We start from the raw sequence: 16,126 nt of genomic DNA on the forward strand, positions 1-16,126 counted from the left end.
TAGGTATTAATTTACCCCATGTTCAACGCAGTTTTGGCGGGCTTGAAGGGTCCATCCCCGGCGCCGGGCTGCTCCGGCCTTGAGCCGGAGCCTCGACCCGGGCGGGCCCTGCGAATCCCTGGCCCGCTTCGGCCATGCGGCGCAGGATCGGCGCATCGGGCATGACGAAGAAGACATCGAGGCTGGCGGCGTCCAGGCCCGAGAAGGCCAGAACCTCGGTGACCGCGCGGGCGAAACCCTCTTCGCGCGCGGGCTCCAGCCCGGCCACGGCCAGGGCATGGCCCCGCGCGCCCGTGTCATATTCCACCGCCGCCAGCGCCGCGAGGCTGCCCGGCGGCAAAAGCCCCGCCAAGGCCCCCGCGAGGCCCCGGGTCAAGCCCGGGGCACCCATGGCCTTGATCCGCGCGCTGGCCTGTTCGGGCATGGCCTGGGAGAGCATATCGGCCAGCCAATCGACCGAGGCGGGCGGCAGGATCGTCTCCGACGCCGCCCCGGAGCCGAGGTTCAACCCCAGCCCCAGGCCCTGCCCGGCCAGTTGTGCGGCAATCACCCGTCCGGGCAGCGCCGCATAGGGCACGGGGTCGGCCGAGAGCGTCCCCAGCCGCTCTTCGCTGTCGAAGACCAGAAGCAGGGGGCCGGAGGAGAGGTCAAAACTGCGCGGCTTGATCGTGGCGCCTTCGGCCTCCTCCTCCAGCACGAGGAAAAGCTCCGCATCGGCAAAGGCGCGCCAAAAGGCCAAAGCCTCGGCCTCGCCGCCGTCTTCCATTGCTTGATGGGCTGCATCCAGGGTCATCGCTTCCTCCAAATCGCTGCGCCGGTCTTGGGCAGAGACCCCGTCGGGGGCAAGAGAAAAATCTTCGGCGAAAATTATTTGCTGGGGCGCGGTGATTGGGCGGCTCGTTCCATGAAATCGCCGCGATCCCTTCAAAAAAAAACGAAATACAACGGCTTATGGCAGACAGGAAAAGGAGATTTTCAAATGGGCGCTGCAATGTTGATGGGACTCGGATTGGCCTTGGCTTTCAAAGGCGGTCGCCTTTGGCTGGTCCTTGGCGGGACGGTTGCGATCCTCGGGCTGGCCCTGATGGCCCTCGACTTCATGGTCGGCGCCGTGAGCGCCGGCCTGATCTGAGCCGCGCGGGCGGCCTACCGCTCCCGCCGCGCCAGAAAAGCCAGCTTCTCGAAAAGCTGCACATCCTGTTCGTTCTTCAAAAGCGCCCCATGCAGCCTGGGCAGGTTGCTCTTGGCGTCGCGCTTCAGGTCCTCCGGCCCCAGGTCCTCGGCGAGAAGCAGCTTCAGGCAGTCCAGCACCTCCGAGGTCGAGGGTTTCTTCTTCAGCCCCGGCGTCTCGCGGATCTCGAAGAACTGCGCGAGGGCGGCCGACAGAAGGGCCTCCTTGATGCCGGGGAAATGCATGCGGGTGATGGCGGCGAGGTCCTCGGGGGAGGGAAAGCGGATGAAGTGGAAGAAGCAGCGGCGCAGGAAGGCGTCGGGAAGCTCTTTCTCGTTGTTCGAGGTGATGATGACCAGGGGGCGATGGGTGGCGCGGATCGTCTCTCCGGTCTCGTAGACATGGAACTCCATCCGGTCGAGCTCTTGCAGAAGGTCATTGGGAAATTCCAGGTCGGCCTTGTCGATCTCGTCGATCAAGAGGACCACCCGCGAGGGCGCGGTGAAGGCCTGCCAGAGCTTGCCGGGGCGGATGTAGTTGGCCACATCATGCACCCGCGCCTCGCCCAGTTGGCCATCGCGCAAGCGCCCCACCGCGTCATAGTCGTACAAGCCCTGCGCCGCCTTGGTCGTGGATTTGACATGCCATTCCACCAGCTCCATCCCCAAGGAGCCCGCCACCTGCCGCGCAAGCTCGGTCTTGCCGGTGCCCGGTTCGCCCTTGACCAGAAGCGGCCGGCCCAGGGTCAGGGCCGCATTGACCGCCAAGGCGAGTTCAGGGGCGGCCAGGTAACCTGCGGTTGAGGCGAATTTTCCCGACATATCAATTCCCTGCGCGATTGTTGCCCGCTCAAGGTTAACCATGGGTTGAAATCTGCGCAACGGCTAGTGACATTCCCCGGCCCTTGGGGTAATCGGGCCCCAATCCGTCGGTGCATCCCTCAGGAGGGCTCCGACCGGGAGAAGGAGAGACGCGATGAAAGCCGAAATCTTCCTGCCAGAGGATTATCGCCCGGCCGAGGACGAGCCCTTCATGAACGACCGGCAGCTGGAATATTTCCGCCGCAAGCTGGTCGGGTGGAAACAGGACCTCTTGGACCAAAGCGCCGAGACGATCGACAACCTGCAGGACTCGGCGCGCTCGGTGCCCGATCTGGCGGACCGGGCCTCCGAAGAGACCGACCGCGCGCTGGAGCTGCGGACGCGGGATCGGCAGCGCAAGCTGGTCAACAAGATCGACGCGGCGCTGCGGCGGATCGAGAATGGCGAATACGGCTATTGCGAGGTCTCGGGGGAACCCATCAGCCTGAAGCGGCTCGATGCGCGCCCGATTGCCACCATGACGCTGGAGGCGCAGGAAAAGCACGAACGCCGCGAAAAGGTCCACCGCGACGACTGAAAGCGACGGAACAGCGCCGGGCCCCAGGGTCCGGCGTTTTCCTTTGGGGGGGCTGGGGCGGGTTTCAACCTTCCACTCCCTGCGGATGGCTTGGCCCGCAGGGCTGGTGCCGCACCCGCCCGAAGCGCGGGGGGGGCACACTCCCGCACCCAAGCGAAGAGCGGGGGTTTCACACCCCCGCACCCACACGAAGAGCGGGGGTTTCACACCCCCGCACCCCCGTGGGATATTTGAGCCAATGTGAAAGGGAAGACCGCGGCAGGGGCCGGGGTCTTTCGGGCAAGCTGGCGCTGCGGTGCGCGTCGAGGAGAGGGCGGGATGGGGCAGCTTTCGGGGCGGAAGGTGACGGTTCTGGGGGCCGGGGTGGCGGGGCTCTCGGTGGCGCTGGCGCTGGCGCGGCGGGGGGCGCTGGTCACCGTGCTGGAACAGGCCGAGGCGATCCGCGAGGTGGGGGCGGGCTTGCAGGTCTCGCCCAATGGGGCGGGGGTCTTGCAGGGGCTCGGGCTTGGGGCGGCCCTGGAGGCGGTGACCTCTCGGGGCGCTGCGGTGGAGTTGTGGGACGGGCTGGCGGAGAGCCGCCTCGTGCGGATGGCGGTGGGCGCCATCGACCCGGGCCGTGGCTGGCACTTCCTGCACCGCGCCGACCTGATCGAGATCCTGCGGGTGGGGGCCCTGGCGGCGGGGGTGGAGGTCAGGCTCTGGCACCGGGCGGCCTCGGTCAACCTCTCGGGCGCGCGGCCCGGGCTCGTCCTGGACCAGGGCCATGAGGAGGCCGATATCCTCATCGGCGCCGATGGGCTCCATTCGGTCACGCGGGCGGCGCTGAACGGGGCGGCGCGGCCTTTCTTCACCGGCCAGGCGGCCTGGCGGGCGGTGATCCCGGGCGATGGCGGCGACCGGGCGGAGGTTCACCTGGGCCCCGGGCGGCACCTGGTCAGCTATCCCCTGCGCGGCGGCCTCTTGCGCAACATCGTGGCGGTCGAGGAACGCGGCACCTGGGTCGAGGAGAGCTGGTCGCTGCGTGCCGATCCGCTGGAGCTGCGCCTGGCCTTTGCCGACTTCGGGCCCAGGGTGCGCGGCTGGTTGGACCGGGTCGAGGAGACCCACCTTTGGGGCCTCTTCCGCCATCCGGTGGCCGAGGTCTGGCAGCGGCGCATGGCCGGGGGCGGGGTGGCGATCCTCGGCGATGCGGCCCATCCGACCCTGCCCTTCCTCGCCCAGGGCGCCTGCATGGCGCTGGAGGATGCCTGGGTGCTGGCCGAGGCCCTGGATGCCCAGGGGCTGGAGGGGCTTGGGGCCTACCAGGAAGGCCGCGCGGCGCGCTGTCGGCGCATCGTTCAGGCCGCCAATACCAATGCGAAGCTCTGGCACCTGCGGGGGCCCCAGCGTGCCGTGGCGCATCTGGGGCTTCGGGCGATCGGGGCACTGGCGCCAGGGGCGCTTCTGGGGCGGTTCGACTGGCTTTACCGGGAGGATGTCACGACGGGCGCCGGGAAAGGTGCGGGGAATGGTGCGTGAAATCACGCAGCCTACGGGCGCCGGATGGTAGGGTGCGTGATTTCACGCAGCATGACGCGACTGAAAATCCCGGTTCCGTCCCGGCTTTGCCTTGATCTTGCCATGGCTTGGCGGTCAAATCCCAAGACAGTCCCGGAGGTCCGGGTGGGGGTGTTCATGCGGTTCGGTCTGGTTCTGGCCTGTCTTTCTGTTGCGGCCTGCGCCTCGGGCAACGTGACCAAAAGCGCCAGTGACCCGGGCGGGCTCGACCTTTCAGGCCCCGTGCTGCAATTCCCCGCCACCGATCCCATCCCTGTCTCCCGCGCCAACCAGGACCTCGCCCGCGACTTCCTCGACCTGGAGTTCCAGCTGGAATCCGGCCTTGCCCTGCCCGTCCTGACCCGCTTCCAGGGCCCCATCGCCCTGACCATGGAGGGCGCCGTTCCGCCCACCGCAAGGGCCGAGACCGAGGCGCTGATGGCGCGGCTCCGGGCCGAGGCGGGATTGCAGATCGACTGGGGCACCGGGGCTGCGGCCAATGTCATCACCTTGTCGTTCCAGCCCTCCAGCCGCCTGCGCCGGATGGAGCCCACGGCGGCCTGTTTCGTCGTTCCCAATGTCGCTGGGCTGGCCGATTGGACGGGGCGGCGCGGCAGCACGGCGCTGGACTGGGGGCGGATGTCCGAACGGCATGCGGCCACGCTTTTCCTGCCGCAGGATGCCGCGCCGCAAGAGCTGCGCGACTGCCTGCACGAGGAAATGGCCCAGGCGCTGGGACCGGTCAACGACCTCTACCGCCTGCCCGATTCTGTCTTCAACGACGACAATTTCCAATCCGTCCTGACCGAGTTCGACATGCTGATGCTGCGGCTGCATTATGCGCCCGAACTCTCCAACGGCATGGGCGCGGCGCAGGTGGCGGCCCTTCTCCCCGGGCTTCTGGCGCGGGAGAACCCGCGCGGCGAGGTGCGGGGGGCTGCGGGTGATGGGGGGCCGACGCCGCGTGTCTGGATCGACAGCGTGGCGCAAGCCATGTCGGCCTCGACCCCCAAAGCCGCGCGGATCGCTGCGGCCGAGCGCGTCCTCTCCCTGGCGCTGGAGGCAGGTTGGCAGGACAACCGCGCGGGCTTTGCCTGGTTCCTGCGCGGCCGCGTCCTCGCCCCCAGCGACCCCGCCGCCGCGCGTGACGCCTATGCCCAGGCCGCGCGGATCTACGAGACCCTGCCCGATGGCGGGGTGCACCTGGCCCATGCGCTGATGCAGCTCGCGGCGCTCGACCTCGCGCGCGGGGATATCGCGGGGGCCGGCGCCGGGGTGGACCGGGGCCTGCCGCTCGCTCACCGCGCCCAGAATGCCGCGCTGATCGCCACCTTCCAGATGATCAAGGCCGAGATCCTGATGGCCCAGGGCCAGGCCCAGGCGGCCGAGGGCTTGCGTCTCGACACTCTGCCCGCTGCAAGGTATGGCTTCGGTTCAAGCGCGAAGATCCGCGCAAGGGCCGCCGAGATCGCCGCAATCGCGAGGCTGGCCCCGGCAGGCTGATGGCGGCGGAGGGGCTTTCACATGATGTGGCTGGTCATTGCCGGAGCGGCGGCGGCAGGCGCGTTTTTCGCCCGCAAGAAGGGCGGGCGCGGCGTCGACATGGCGCAATATGCCGCCGTCTGGGGCATCTGCGCGGCCCTGGCCTCGCTGGTCGTCGTCGTCTTCGTCTCGCGGCTTCTGAACTAGGATGTTCCGGCCTTTTTTCCTGAACCTCAGGAAGCAAGGCCTGCCCGTCGGCCTGACGGATTACCTGTCCTTTCTGGGCGTCTTGCAGGCGGGGCTTGCCACCAATGACCCGGAGGGCTTCTACCACCTGGCCCGCATGAGCCTGGTGAAGGACGAGGCTTTGTTCGACCGCTTCGACCGCGCCTTTGCGGAAAGCTTCGCGGGGCTCGACGCCCTGCCCGATGCCGAGGTCCTCGCCGCCCTGGACATCCCCCGCGACTGGCTGGAGGCGGCCCTGGCGCGGCAGTTCACCGAGAAAGAGCGTGCGGCGGTTCAGGCCCTGGGTGGCCTCGACAAGCTGATGGAGACCCTGCGCCAGCGCCTGGCCGAGCAGAAGGGCCGCCACGAGGGGGGCTCGAAATGGGTGGGGACGGGGGGGACATCGCCCTTTGGACACTCTGGCTACAACCCCGAGGGGGTGCGGATCGGCGGGCCGGGCGGTCAGGGTCGCGCCGTCAAGGTCTGGGAGCGGCGCGAGTTCCGCGATCTGGATGCCGATGCCGAGCTGGCCCCGCGCAGCCTGAAGCTCGCGCTCCGCAGCCTGCGCCGTTGGGCGCGGGAGGGGGAGAAGCGCTTCGACCTCGAGGCCACGATCGCCGCCACCGCCCGGCAGGGCTGGCTCGATGTGCAAGAGCGGCCGGAGAAGCGCAACGGGGTCAAGGTCCTTCTGTTCCTCGACATCGGGGGTTCGATGGATGGCCATGTCCTGCAGACAAGGGCTCTGTTTGGGGCCGCCCAGGCCGAGTTTCACCGCATGACGGTCTTCTACTTCCACAACTGCCTTTACGAGACGCTCTGGACCGATGCGACCCGCCGCGCCTCGGTGCCGACGCTGGATGTGCTGCGCCGCTTCGGCCCCGACCACCGCGCGATCTTCGTGGGCGATGCGGCGATGAGCCCCTATGAGATCGAGGCCAGGGGTGGCAGCGTCGAGCACTGGAACCCCGAGCCCGGCCGCGCCTGGCTGATGCGGGCGCGCGTGGCCTGGCCAAAGTCGCTCTGGATCAACCCCACGCCTGAGCCCGGCTGGCGCTATGCACAATCCACCGCGATGATCGGCGACATCTTCGACGGAAAGATGGTGCCCCTGACGTTGAATGGGTTGACCTTGGGCCTGAAGGAGATCCGATGACCCGCACCGACCTTGCCCTTCTCTGGCGCCGCCACCGGGCCGCGAGCTTGGTGTTTCTTCTCGCTGCCGCCGTGACGCTGTTCTTCGTGGTCCGCATCGCGGTCTCGGCGGTCTATTGGGCGGGCCATCACGAGGAGCCGATCCAGCCCTGGATGACGGTGGGCTATATCGGCCATTCCTGGGACCTCCCCCCACGCGAGATCGATGCCCGCGCGGGACTGCCGATGCCGGTCGAGGGCCAACCCTTCACGCTGCAAGAGATTGCCGACCAGCGCGGCGTCCCGGTGGCCGAGGTGATCGCCCTGGTCGAGAAGACCCTGGCCGAGATGCGGGCCGCAGAGGGGATGGCGCCGTGAGGGGGAGCCTCGTGCGACCTGCGCAGGCGGAACCCCCGGGGCGCTGCCCCGGACCCCGGGATATTTATGAAAAGATGAAAGGGGGGCGCTGGCTTGCGGGCCTGGCCGGGCACCGGGGCGCCTCGGCATGCGTTCTGCGCAGGCCCCGTTGTGCACCCCGGGCCAGGCCGATGCTGCGAGAGCCCCTTCATGGCGCCGGACTGCGCTTGGGGACCGAGGATGGGGGCCGAGGTTGGTGGCGCGGCGATGGGCCCGGGGCTGCGCGCGCCCGGCGGCGGCCAGTCTTGCACACCCTGATGTGCCAAAGCCTGCGGCTGGGCGGGGACCTGCCCGCTGCCCCGCCGCCTCTCGTGGAGGGAGGGCCATGACCGACTGGCTCCTGGCCCTGGTGCCGACCTGGGGCGTCTGGCTCATGGCCCTTGCGACCTTCTTCTCCTGCCTCGCCCTGCCCGTCCCCTGTTCCGTCCTGATGCTGACGGCCGGGGGCTTCGCGGCGGCCGGAGACCTTGACCTTGGCGCCCTGCTCATGGGCTCGCTGGCCGGGGCGGTGGCGGGGGATCAGACGGGCTACCGGCTTGGGCGGCTTGGCGGGCAACCCCTCCTCGCGCGGCTGGCGCGCAACCCGACGCGCGCGGCGCTTTTGGACCGCGCCGCCCGGCTGATGGAGACCAGGGGCGCGCCGGGCATCTTCTTCACCCGCTGGCTCTTCGCCCCGGTCGGACCTTACGCCAATTTCACCGCCGGGGCGCTGGGCTGGTCCTGGACGCGCTTCACGCTTTGGGGCGTCCTGGGAGAGGCCGTCTGGGTCGGGCTTTACTGCGGCCTCGGCTATGGCTTTGCCGGCAATATCCAGGCCGCCACCGACTATGCGGGCTCGCTTCTGGGCATCCTCGCAGGCCTCGCCGCCATGGGAGCCGCCGCCTGGTGGCTGGTCAACAGCCTCAGGCAAGAGCGCGCCAAGGGCTGAACCACGCCCTCTTCCAATTCATCTTTTCATAAATATCCCGGGGGTCTGGGGGCTGGCCCCCAGTCAACCTCACCCCTCCAGCGCCTTGGAGAGCCGCCAAAGCTGCGCCTTCTTCAAAAGCCGCTTCAGGGGGATCTCCTCGCCCGCCATCTGGCAGGCCCTGGCATGGACGCCCGCCACCACCGCGCCGACCTCGGCGGGGTGATGCGACCAGAGCTCCCACAGGAAGCCATCCGGGTCGCGGCGGTCGAGCCCGTGATCGGCCAGAACGGGGCGCGGGAAGTCCTGGGCGTTGAAGGTCACGATCGCATCGGCATGGCCGCCGATCGCCACGGCCAGGACATGGTCGTCATTCGGATCGGGCAGCGAGAGGCGCGCCTCGATATTGGGCTGTTCCCGCACCAGGGCGCGGGGGAAGGCGGCTTTCACCATCAGGGCCTCGCCCTCGGCCAGGGCCTGGGCTTCGGGGCCGATCTTCGCCGTGGCCAAGGTCCATTCGCGCAGGATGCGGTCTGACACCAGGGGCTCGTAAAGCCCGCGTGCCGCGACGCCCAGAAGGATCTCGCGCAGCACGGATGGGTAAAGCACGCAGGCGTCGAGGACGGCTCTCATCAGTCCAGCCGGAAGAACAGCGCCTTCAGGTAAGCGCTTTCGGCCAGGTGCGGCAGCATCGGGTGATCGGGGCCGGCGAACCCGGTGTGGATCAGCTGGCTCCGGCGCCCTGCCCGCCCGATCCCGCGCGAGGAGGCATTGCGGAAAGCCTGCAAATCGGCCGCATGGCTGCAGGAACAAAGCCCCAGGTAGCCGCCCGGTGCCACCAGGGCCGCAGCCCCCCGCGCCACGCGCTCATAGGCGCGAAGTCCCGCCTCGAGGGCCGGTTTGGCGGGGGCGAAGGCGGGCGGGTCGCAGATCACCAGGTCGAACTGGGCACCCTCGGCGGCCAGCATCTCCATCACGTCGAAGGCATCGCCCTGGCGGGTCGAGAAACCGCTGAAACCCGCAGCCCTTGCGCCCTCTTCGGCCAGGCCCAGGGCGGCGGCCGAGGCATCGACGGCCAGGGCCGAAACCGCGCCGCCCGCCAGCGCCGCCAACCCGAAACCGCCAACATGGGAGAAGACGTCCAGCACCCGCGCGCCCTTGGCCATCCTTGCGGCAAAGGCGTGATTCGGGCGCTGGTCATAGAAGAGCCCGGTCTTCTGCCCGCCCATCAGGTCGGCCATATAGACCGCACCATTCATCGGCACAGGCACCGGGGCCGAGACCCCGCCCTGGACCACGACCATCTCTTCCGCCAACCCCTCCAGCACCCGAGACCGGCCCGAGCCGTTCTTGATCACGGTCGAAACCCCGGTGACCTGGACCAGGGCCGCGACCAGGGGCTCCAGGTGAGCTTCGGCCCAGGCGGCATTGGGCTGGACCACCACGGCGTCGCCGAAACGGTCGATGACGATGCCGGGCAGTCCATCGGCCTCGGCATGGACAAGGCGGTAATGGGCCGTGTCATGCAGCTTTTCGCGCAGGGCCAGGGCCTTGGCGATGCGGGTGGCGAACCAGGCCTGGTCGATCACGGCCAGGGGGTCGCGGTCCAGCATCCTTGCGATGATCTTGGACTTGGTGTTGACGGTCACCAGCCCCAGGGGCCGCCGCTCGCCATCCTCGAGGACGGCCAGAGCCCCGGGCTCCAACCCTTGGGTGCGGCGGTCGGTCACCAGCTCGTCGGCATAGACCCAAGGGAAGCCATGCCTGATGGCCCGCGCATCCCCCTTGGGGCGCAGGCGCACGACCGGGCGGTCGCCATAGGGACGGGTTTGGGGCTTTTGCGGGTCGGTGTCAGAAGAGGGGCTCATGCGCCCCCCTTTAGTCGCTTGCCAGGCTTTGCGAAAGCCTTATTGGATCAGGCCCAGGTCCGAGGGCTGGAAGGCGTTGCGGCTGACCGCAGCCTCGGCGCCCGGCAGGACGATGCGCCGCGACAACTCGCGCTGGAAGACGCCCGAGACATGGTCGACGATGACCATGCGCTGGGTGATGCCAGCCGCCTCTTCCTCCATCGCACGCTGCCCGCCCGAGGCCGGGCAATCGGCCACCACGATCCGGGGCCCGTCGATCACCGCACCCGAGCGCGCATCGCGCACCGTCAACAGGAAGCGGGTCGCGAAATTGCCGCCGAAGGTATAGCGCGCCTTGGGAGTCAGGGCGTGAAAGCGCATGATCTCGACCTGCACCGTGACCGGCGTGCCGCTGTGCATTCCCGCCGTGCCGCGCTGGGCCGCCTCGGTCATGATCGAGCGGACCTGCTCGTAGCGGTCGCCCAGCCTGTCGCCATGCCAGACGATATCGGCGCGCGGCACATAGGTGTTCTCTTCCGAGACCCGCAGGCTGCGCGGCACGATCACATCGAGCCGCGTCACATTGTAGGAAGCCGCGACCGGAACCTGTCCCGCCTCGCCCCCGATGAGCCCGGTGACGGCGCTTGCCGTCCCCGCGCTCCGGCTGACCACTTGTCCTGCGTCGCACCCGGCCAGCGCCAAAGCCGCCACCAGTGCCAGACCTGCCTTCAACTTCATCTCACAGCCCTCCGGCTTTTCCATTGGCCTCAACTTGGCGGGGGAATATGGCCGAATTTGGTAAATTTGCGCACATCTTCGCGGTGATCCCGGGGCTGATGCCTTGCAGGGGGCGCTTGGCGCGGGCAGGATGGGCCTTGGCGCGGAATTGGGTATTGTTAGCGCTAACGGCCCTTGCTATCATGGGCGGCGTAACCAAGAGGACATCATGGCGCTGCATCCGACCCTGGCCCGCGTGACCGACCGCATCCGCAAACGCTCTGAGCGCAGCCGGGGCGATTACCTGGACCGCATGGGCGCGGCCCATCAAAAGGGCGCGGTGCGTGCGCATCTGTCCTGCGGCAACCAGGCCCATGCCTATGCGGCGATGACCCAGGACAAGGCGGCGCTGGCCGAGGGGCGGGCGACCAACATCGGCATCGTGACCGCCTATAACGACATGCTCTCGGCCCATCAACCCTATGAGCATTACCCCGAGCTGATCCGTTCGACCGCGCGCCGGCTTGGGGCGACCGCCCAGGTCGCGGGTGGGGTTCCGGCCATGTGCGACGGGGTCACCCAAGGCCAGCCGGGGATGGAGATGTCGCTCTTCTCCCGCGATGTCATCGCCATGGCGGCCGGAATCGCCATGAGCCACAACACCTTTGACAGCTCGCTCTACCTTGGCGTCTGCGACAAGATCGTGCCGGGCCTGATCATCGCGGCGGCCACCTTCGGCCATATCCCGGCGGTCTTCGTCCCCGCGGGCCCGATGTCGACCGGCCTGCCGAATGAAGAGAAGAGCCGCGTCCGCAATGCCTTCGCCGCCGGTGAAGTCGGGCGCGAGGCGCTGATGGCGGCCGAGATGGCCAGCTACCACGGCATCGGCACCTGCACCTTCTACGGCACGGCCAATACCAACCAGATGCTGATGGAGTTCATGGGGCTCCACCTGCCCGGGTCTTCCTTCGTGAACCCCGGCACGCCGCTGCGCGAGGCGCTGACCATCGCCGCCGTCGAACGCGCCGCCGCGATCAGCGCGCTCGGCAACGACTACCGCCCGGCCGGAGAGATCCTGGACGAACGCGCCTATGTGAATGGCCTCGTCGGTCTGATGGCCACGGGGGGCTCGACCAACCTGGTCCTGCACCTGCCTGCCATGGCCCGGGCCTCGGGCGTGCTCCTCGACCTCGAGGATTTCGAGGATATCTCCCAGGCCGTGCCCTTGCTGGCCAAGGTCTATCCGAACGGCATGGCCGACGTGAACCATTTCCATGCCGCAGGGGGCCTGGGCCTTCTGATGCGCGAGCTGATGGATGCGGGGCTTTTGCATGAGGATGCGAAAACCGTGATGGGCGAGGGGCTGCAAGCCTATCGCCGCGAGCCCAAGCTGGTCATGGGCCGCCTGACCTGGGCCGATGGCGCGAAAGAGAGCCTGAACGACAAGATCGTCCGCCCCGTCTCGGCGCCCTTTGCGGCGACCGGGGGCCTGAAGCAGCTTGCGGGCAACCTGGGGCGCGGGGTGATCAAGGTCTCGGCCGTGGCGCCCGAGCGTCACGTGATCGAGGCCCCGGCCCGCGTCTTTCACAGCCAGGACGCCGTGAAGGCCGCCTTCAAGGCAGGCGAGTTCACCGGGGACACGGTGGTCGTCGTCCGCTTCCAGGGGCCCCAAGCCAATGGCATGCCCGAACTGCACTCCCTGACCCCCCTGCTGTCGATCCTGCAGGACAAGGGCTACAAGGTGGCGCTGGTGACCGATGGCCGCATGTCAGGCGCCTCTGGCAAGGTCCCCGCCGCGATCCACGTGGCTCCCGAGGCCGCCGCCGGTGGCCCCCTCGCCCGGGTGCAGGACGGTGATATGCTTCGCCTCGACGCCGTGGCCGGCACGCTGAGCGTCCTGGCCGAGGACTTCGAGAGCCGGACACCCGCCGAGGCCGACCTCTCTGCCAACCAATACGGCCTCGGCCGCGAACTCTTCGCAACCTTCCGCGCCCGCGTGGGCAATGCGACGGAAGGGGCCAGTTCCCTGTTCTGAAGCGGGAACATTGTTTGAAATGTGCGCCTCCGGCGGGGATATTTTAACAAGTATGAAAGGAATCAGGGTTAACGATTGAAGTGCGGTACAGGCGGGGACGCCGATGACCGACAAGTGTGAAAGGCCCCCCTTCTCCCCCGCGCAAGCGGCCCGAGTTGGGGGGTCAACACCGCTCTTCGACCTCTGCTTTTCTCTTTCATACTTGCCCAAATATCCCCGCCGGAGGCTCCAACCTCTCCGCCGCGCTGGCGGCCCAGAACCGGAGCCTGACATGACCCCCGCTGAACAATCCCTCAAAGCCGCCGAGATCTGCCGCCTCGCCCCCGTCGTCCCGGTGATCGTGGTCGAGGACCTCTCCCATGCTGCCCCCCTGGCCCGCGCCCTCGTGGCCGGAGGCCTCCCCGCGCTGGAGGTCACCCTGCGAACCCCCGTGGCGTTCGACGCGATCCGCGCCATGGCTGAGGTCGAGGGCGGCGTCGTGGGTGCGGGCACGCTTCTGACCCCTGCCGATGTCAAGGCCGCCAAGGCTGCCGGCGCCAAGTTCGGCGTCTCGCCCGGCGCCACGGAGCGTCTCCTCGATGCCTGCGCCGAACATGACCTGCCGCTTCTCCCCGGCGCGGCCACGGCCACCGAGATCATGGTGCTTCTAGAAAAGGGCTACACAGTCCAGAAGTTTTTCCCCGCCGAACAGGCCGGAGGCGCCGCCTATCTGAAATCCATCGGCTCGCCCATCCCCCAGGTGAAATTCTGCCCCACCGGAGGCATCAGCCTGAAGAACGCCCGCGATTACCTGGGCCTGTCCAATATCCTCTGCGTCGGTGGCTCCTGGGTTGCCCCCAAGGATGCCCTTGCCCGCGGCGACTGGGCCGAGGTCACCCGCCTCGCCGCCGAGGCCCGCGCGCTTCGTTGAGCCCAAGACGCGCGGGCGCCAGCCCGCGCGCCCCCCGCCGCCGCGCGGGCCCGATCCGAAGGCGAGGCCATCCGTCCCGCCAGCCGCACCCCTCGGGGATCAGCGCCCCCGCCGCCGCGCGCGCCCGAGCCGAAGGCGAGGCCATCCGTCCCGCCAGCACGCCCCTCAGGGATCAGCGCCCCCGCCGCCGCGCGGGCCGAGCCCGAAGGGCGAGGCCCCCTTACCCCCGCGCCGCCTTCTCGGATTTCTTCGCCCAGGGCCCCTCGGCATCGCTCCAGTACTGCGCGCCGAGGCCCCAGCCGGTGAACATCACCCAGGCCTCCCGTGCGCGCGACACCGCCGCCGCATCCGCGCCGTCGAACAGCACCCAGACCCGCTCGAGCCCCGCCATCTCGGCCTCGGACGCCCCCGCGCCGCCCAGGAGCATCAGCCCCCGCGCGCCATTTCCAATGGCGCCGGTGCCCAGAAGCACCGGCTGCAGCGCATCATGGGGCCCGCCCGCCAGGCCATGGGGCAGGAATCCCTCTTCGCGGCCGAGCCAAAGCTGGCGGTCGAGATGCTCCAGGAACCCGCTCTCGGGCGCGCGCAGCATGACCTGCCAGCCCTGACCCAGCGCCCGGGTCAGGATCATCGCCACGGTCTCTTCCAGCCCGGCATGGATCATGTGGTAGAAGACCGCCGTCGCGGAGGGGGCGCTCATCCACGCCTCCGCCCGAAGGGCACCATCCTTGGACGCTCAGCCCGGGTGTCGCCAAGGCCCCAGAACCGAGGGCCCCAAAACCGAGGGCCCCCGGTCACACGTCCAGGGCCAGGCCAGGCAACTCCCCTACTTGCCATCTCAGCGCTCCAGCATATCCGCCACCAGCCGGTTCAGGGACCGCACCCCCCAGCCCGTCGCCCCCTTGGGCGCGAGCCCGGTATCGCCCTTGGCCAGGGTCACCCCCGCGATGTCGAGGTGGATCCAGGGCTGGCCCTCCTTGATGAAGCGCTTGAGGAACTGCGCCGCCGTGATTGCCCCGCCCTCGCGGCCGCCCACGTTCATCATGTCGGCCAGGCGCGACTTCAGCTTCTCGTCATAGGCCGCGCCCATGGGCATCCGCCAGGCGCCCTCCTGCTCGGCCGCAGCCGCCTTGAGGAAAGCGCCACAGAGCGCGTCGTCATTCGAAAACACCCCGGCATTCTCGGACCCCAAGGCCACGATGATCGCCCCGGTCAGCGTCGCCAGGTTGATGATCCCCGTGGGCTTGAAGCGTTCCTGCGCATACCAGAGCACATCGGCCAGCACGAGGCGCCCCTCGGCATCGGTGTTGATCACCTCGACCGTATCGCCCTTCATGGACTTCACGATATCGCCCGGACGCTGGGCGCGGCCATCGGGCATGTTCTCGACCAGACCCACCAGGCCCACGACATGCGCGCGCGCTTTCCGCAGCGCGAGCGTCTTCATCACCCCCGCCACGACGCCCGCCCCGCCCATGTCCATGGTCATCTCTTCCATGCCACCCGCAGGCTTGATCGAGATGCCGCCCGTGTCGAAACAGACCCCCTTGCCCACCAGGGCGAAGGGCTCGGCGTCAGAGCCCTTCCAGGTCATCACCACGACCTTGGAGGGACATTCCGACCCGATCCCCACGCCCAGAAGCAGGCGCATGCCAAGGCGCTCCAGCTCTTCCTCGTCCAGGACCTCGACCTCGACGCCCAGGTCGCGCAGGCCCTCGAGCCTTGCCGCAAACTCCATCGTCGTCAGCACATTGGCGGGCTCGTTCACCAGGTCGCGGGTGAAGGTCACGCCCTCGGCCACGGCGCGGGCGGCCTCCAGCGCGGCGCTCGCCGCCGCGAGGTCGGTGACCGAGACGCTGACCGTGCCCTTCTCGGGCCTCTCGCCGGTCTTGTAGACCGCGAAATCATAGGACCGCAGCATCAGGCCAAGGAAGATATCCTCAAGCCGCGCCGCGCCCTCGGCGAGCACCAGCAGCCCCGCCTTGCCCCGCGCCCGGGCCAAGGCCGCACCCGCCTTGCGCGCCTCTTCCGCCGTGGGACGCCGGGGCAGGCGCACCAGCACCAGGCCCTCGGCCGCGAGGCCCGGCGCATGGGAGAGCTCCAGCGCCTCGCCGGGTTTCACCTTGCCCCAGGCCTCGGACCCCATGGCCTTGGTCACCATGCCCCGCGTCAGCCGGTCGAGCCTGCGCAGAAGCGCGGCCTTGGGCGCATCGCCCTCGGCGAAGACGGCGATCTTGGCCGTCACCGCCCCCAGGGTCTCGGGGACGGTGGTGACGAGGGCGGGGATCAGGACATCGGTCATGGGGGGCTCCAAGGGCAGGAATGGGCGGCAATGTGCGCGAGGCTAGGA

The 16,126-nt window shown here is 68.8% G+C and carries 17 protein-coding genes; 10 read left to right on the forward strand and 7 right to left on the reverse strand.

From position 1 onward, the window contains the following. Nucleotides 1-22: 22 nt before the first annotated feature. Nucleotides 23-793, reverse strand: a complete 771-nt coding sequence (locus GV832_RS07705) for an SseB family protein (protein ID WP_168774272.1) — start codon at nucleotides 791-793, stop codon at nucleotides 23-25. On the opposite strand from GV832_RS07705, the gene GV832_RS07710 reads away from it, so the two are divergent. Continuing rightward, a complete protein-coding gene (locus GV832_RS07710) occupies nucleotides 770-1,132 on the forward strand; it encodes a hypothetical protein (RefSeq protein WP_168774273.1) in 363 nt (120 codons plus the stop codon). The genes GV832_RS07705 and GV832_RS07710 overlap by 24 nt on opposite strands. Before the next feature lie 14 nt (nucleotides 1,133-1,146). Here GV832_RS07710 and GV832_RS07715 read toward each other — a convergent pair whose 3' ends face one another. Then, on the reverse strand, nucleotides 1,147-1,992 hold the full coding sequence (locus GV832_RS07715) for an AAA family ATPase (RefSeq protein ID WP_168774274.1): 846 nt from the start codon (nucleotides 1,990-1,992) through the stop codon (nucleotides 1,147-1,149). Between the two features lie 154 nt (nucleotides 1,993-2,146). Between GV832_RS07715 and dksA the strand changes: the two genes are divergently transcribed. From dksA to GV832_RS07750, 7 genes are all read left to right on the forward strand, one after another. Beyond that, entirely contained in the window at nucleotides 2,147-2,569 is a 423-nt protein-coding gene (dksA, locus tag GV832_RS07720) for an RNA polymerase-binding protein DksA (RefSeq protein ID WP_168774275.1), read from the forward strand. A gap of 318 nt (nucleotides 2,570-2,887) precedes the next feature. Further along, nucleotides 2,888-4,087: an FAD-dependent monooxygenase gene (locus tag GV832_RS07725; RefSeq protein ID WP_168774276.1), complete on the forward strand. Its 1,200-nt coding sequence runs from the start codon at nucleotides 2,888-2,890 to the stop codon at nucleotides 4,085-4,087. A 156-nt stretch (nucleotides 4,088-4,243) separates the two neighbouring features. Continuing rightward, complete coding sequence (locus tag GV832_RS07730) at nucleotides 4,244-5,608, forward strand: DUF2927 domain-containing protein (protein WP_168774277.1); 1,365 nt, start codon at nucleotides 4,244-4,246, stop codon at nucleotides 5,606-5,608. Between the two features lie 21 nt (nucleotides 5,609-5,629). Then, nucleotides 5,630-5,794, forward strand: coding sequence for a hypothetical protein (locus GV832_RS07735; RefSeq protein ID WP_168774228.1), 165 nt, complete (start codon nucleotides 5,630-5,632; stop codon nucleotides 5,792-5,794). Nucleotide 5,795: 1 nt separating this feature from the next. Next, the gene (locus GV832_RS07740) at nucleotides 5,796-6,965 is read left to right on the forward strand and encodes a vWA domain-containing protein (protein WP_168774278.1); all 1,170 of its coding nucleotides are present in this window, start codon (nucleotides 5,796-5,798) and stop codon (nucleotides 6,963-6,965) included. Continuing rightward, entirely contained in the window at nucleotides 6,962-7,321 is a 360-nt protein-coding gene (locus GV832_RS07745; RefSeq protein ID WP_168774279.1) for a hypothetical protein, read from the forward strand. The genes GV832_RS07740 and GV832_RS07745 overlap by 4 nt, the downstream gene beginning before the upstream one ends. A 364-nt stretch (nucleotides 7,322-7,685) precedes the next feature. Further along, nucleotides 7,686-8,288, forward strand: coding sequence for a DedA family protein (locus GV832_RS07750; protein ID WP_168774280.1), 603 nt, complete (start codon nucleotides 7,686-7,688; stop codon nucleotides 8,286-8,288). A gap of 69 nt (nucleotides 8,289-8,357) precedes the next feature. Here the strand turns inward: GV832_RS07750 and GV832_RS07755 are convergent, their stop codons facing one another. From GV832_RS07755 to GV832_RS07765, 3 genes are read right to left on the reverse strand one after another with little or no spacing between them, the layout of a single operon-like run. After that, nucleotides 8,358-8,900 (reverse strand): RSP_2648 family PIN domain-containing protein, encoded by a 543-nt coding sequence (locus GV832_RS07755; RefSeq protein ID WP_168774281.1) that lies wholly within the window; start codon nucleotides 8,898-8,900, stop codon nucleotides 8,358-8,360. After that, on the reverse strand, nucleotides 8,900-10,135 hold the full coding sequence (locus tag GV832_RS07760; protein WP_168774282.1) for an RSP_2647 family RNA methyltransferase: 1,236 nt from the start codon (nucleotides 10,133-10,135) through the stop codon (nucleotides 8,900-8,902). The genes GV832_RS07755 and GV832_RS07760 overlap by 1 nt, the downstream gene beginning before the upstream one ends. A gap of 39 nt (nucleotides 10,136-10,174) precedes the next feature. Continuing rightward, nucleotides 10,175-10,852, reverse strand: coding sequence for a DUF6778 family protein (locus GV832_RS07765; RefSeq protein WP_168774283.1), 678 nt, complete (start codon nucleotides 10,850-10,852; stop codon nucleotides 10,175-10,177). A 208-nt stretch (nucleotides 10,853-11,060) separates the two neighbouring features. Here GV832_RS07765 and edd point away from each other — a divergent pair, with 208 nt between their 5' ends. Continuing rightward, on the forward strand, nucleotides 11,061-12,866 hold the full coding sequence (gene edd, locus GV832_RS07770; protein ID WP_168774284.1) for a phosphogluconate dehydratase: 1,806 nt from the start codon (nucleotides 11,061-11,063) through the stop codon (nucleotides 12,864-12,866). Nucleotides 12,867-13,137: 271 nt separating this feature from the next. Then, on the forward strand, nucleotides 13,138-13,776 hold the full coding sequence (eda, locus tag GV832_RS07775) for a bifunctional 4-hydroxy-2-oxoglutarate aldolase/2-dehydro-3-deoxy-phosphogluconate aldolase (protein ID WP_168774285.1): 639 nt from the start codon (nucleotides 13,138-13,140) through the stop codon (nucleotides 13,774-13,776). 220 nt (nucleotides 13,777-13,996) lie between these two features. Here the strand turns inward: eda and GV832_RS07780 are convergent, their stop codons facing one another. Continuing rightward, nucleotides 13,997-14,476 carry a DNA polymerase III subunit chi gene (locus tag GV832_RS07780; protein WP_168774286.1) on the reverse strand — a complete coding sequence of 160 codons (480 nt, stop codon included), beginning with the start codon at nucleotides 14,474-14,476 and terminating at the stop codon, nucleotides 13,997-13,999. Between the two features lie 138 nt (nucleotides 14,477-14,614). Continuing rightward, on the reverse strand, nucleotides 14,615-16,078 hold the full coding sequence (locus GV832_RS07785; RefSeq protein WP_168774287.1) for a leucyl aminopeptidase: 1,464 nt from the start codon (nucleotides 16,076-16,078) through the stop codon (nucleotides 14,615-14,617). Between the last annotated feature and the right edge of the window lie 48 nt (nucleotides 16,079-16,126).

The organism is Stagnihabitans tardus, from assembly GCF_009925085.1.
Taxonomy (GTDB): Bacteria; Pseudomonadota; Alphaproteobacteria; order Rhodobacterales; family Rhodobacteraceae; genus Stagnihabitans; species Stagnihabitans tardus.

Coding starts and splice junctions, on each gene's coding strand:
- GV832_RS07705 (WP_168774272.1), bottom strand. CDS start 793: ATGACCCTGGATGCAGCCCATCAAGCAATGGAAGACGGCGGCGAGGCC.
- GV832_RS07715 (WP_168774274.1), bottom strand. CDS start 1,992: ATGTCGGGAAAATTCGCCTCAACCGCAGGTTACCTGGCCGCCCCTGAA.
- dksA (WP_168774275.1), top strand. CDS start 2,147: ATGAAAGCCGAAATCTTCCTGCCAGAGGATTATCGCCCGGCCGAGGAC.
- GV832_RS07725 (WP_168774276.1), top strand. CDS start 2,888: ATGGGGCAGCTTTCGGGGCGGAAGGTGACGGTTCTGGGGGCCGGGGTG.
- GV832_RS07730 (WP_168774277.1), top strand. CDS start 4,244: ATGCGGTTCGGTCTGGTTCTGGCCTGTCTTTCTGTTGCGGCCTGCGCC.
- GV832_RS07735 (WP_168774228.1), top strand. CDS start 5,630: ATGATGTGGCTGGTCATTGCCGGAGCGGCGGCGGCAGGCGCGTTTTTC.
- GV832_RS07740 (WP_168774278.1), top strand. CDS start 5,796: ATGTTCCGGCCTTTTTTCCTGAACCTCAGGAAGCAAGGCCTGCCCGTC.
- GV832_RS07745 (WP_168774279.1), top strand. CDS start 6,962: ATGACCCGCACCGACCTTGCCCTTCTCTGGCGCCGCCACCGGGCCGCG.
- GV832_RS07750 (WP_168774280.1), top strand. CDS start 7,686: ATGACCGACTGGCTCCTGGCCCTGGTGCCGACCTGGGGCGTCTGGCTC.
- GV832_RS07755 (WP_168774281.1), bottom strand. CDS start 8,900: ATGAGAGCCGTCCTCGACGCCTGCGTGCTTTACCCATCCGTGCTGCGC.
- GV832_RS07760 (WP_168774282.1), bottom strand. CDS start 10,135: ATGAGCCCCTCTTCTGACACCGACCCGCAAAAGCCCCAAACCCGTCCC.
- GV832_RS07765 (WP_168774283.1), bottom strand. CDS start 10,852: ATGAAGTTGAAGGCAGGTCTGGCACTGGTGGCGGCTTTGGCGCTGGCC.
- edd (WP_168774284.1), top strand. CDS start 11,061: ATGGCGCTGCATCCGACCCTGGCCCGCGTGACCGACCGCATCCGCAAA.
- eda (WP_168774285.1), top strand. CDS start 13,138: ATGACCCCCGCTGAACAATCCCTCAAAGCCGCCGAGATCTGCCGCCTC.
- GV832_RS07780 (WP_168774286.1), bottom strand. CDS start 14,476: ATGAGCGCCCCCTCCGCGACGGCGGTCTTCTACCACATGATCCATGCC.
- GV832_RS07785 (WP_168774287.1), bottom strand. CDS start 16,078: ATGACCGATGTCCTGATCCCCGCCCTCGTCACCACCGTCCCCGAGACC.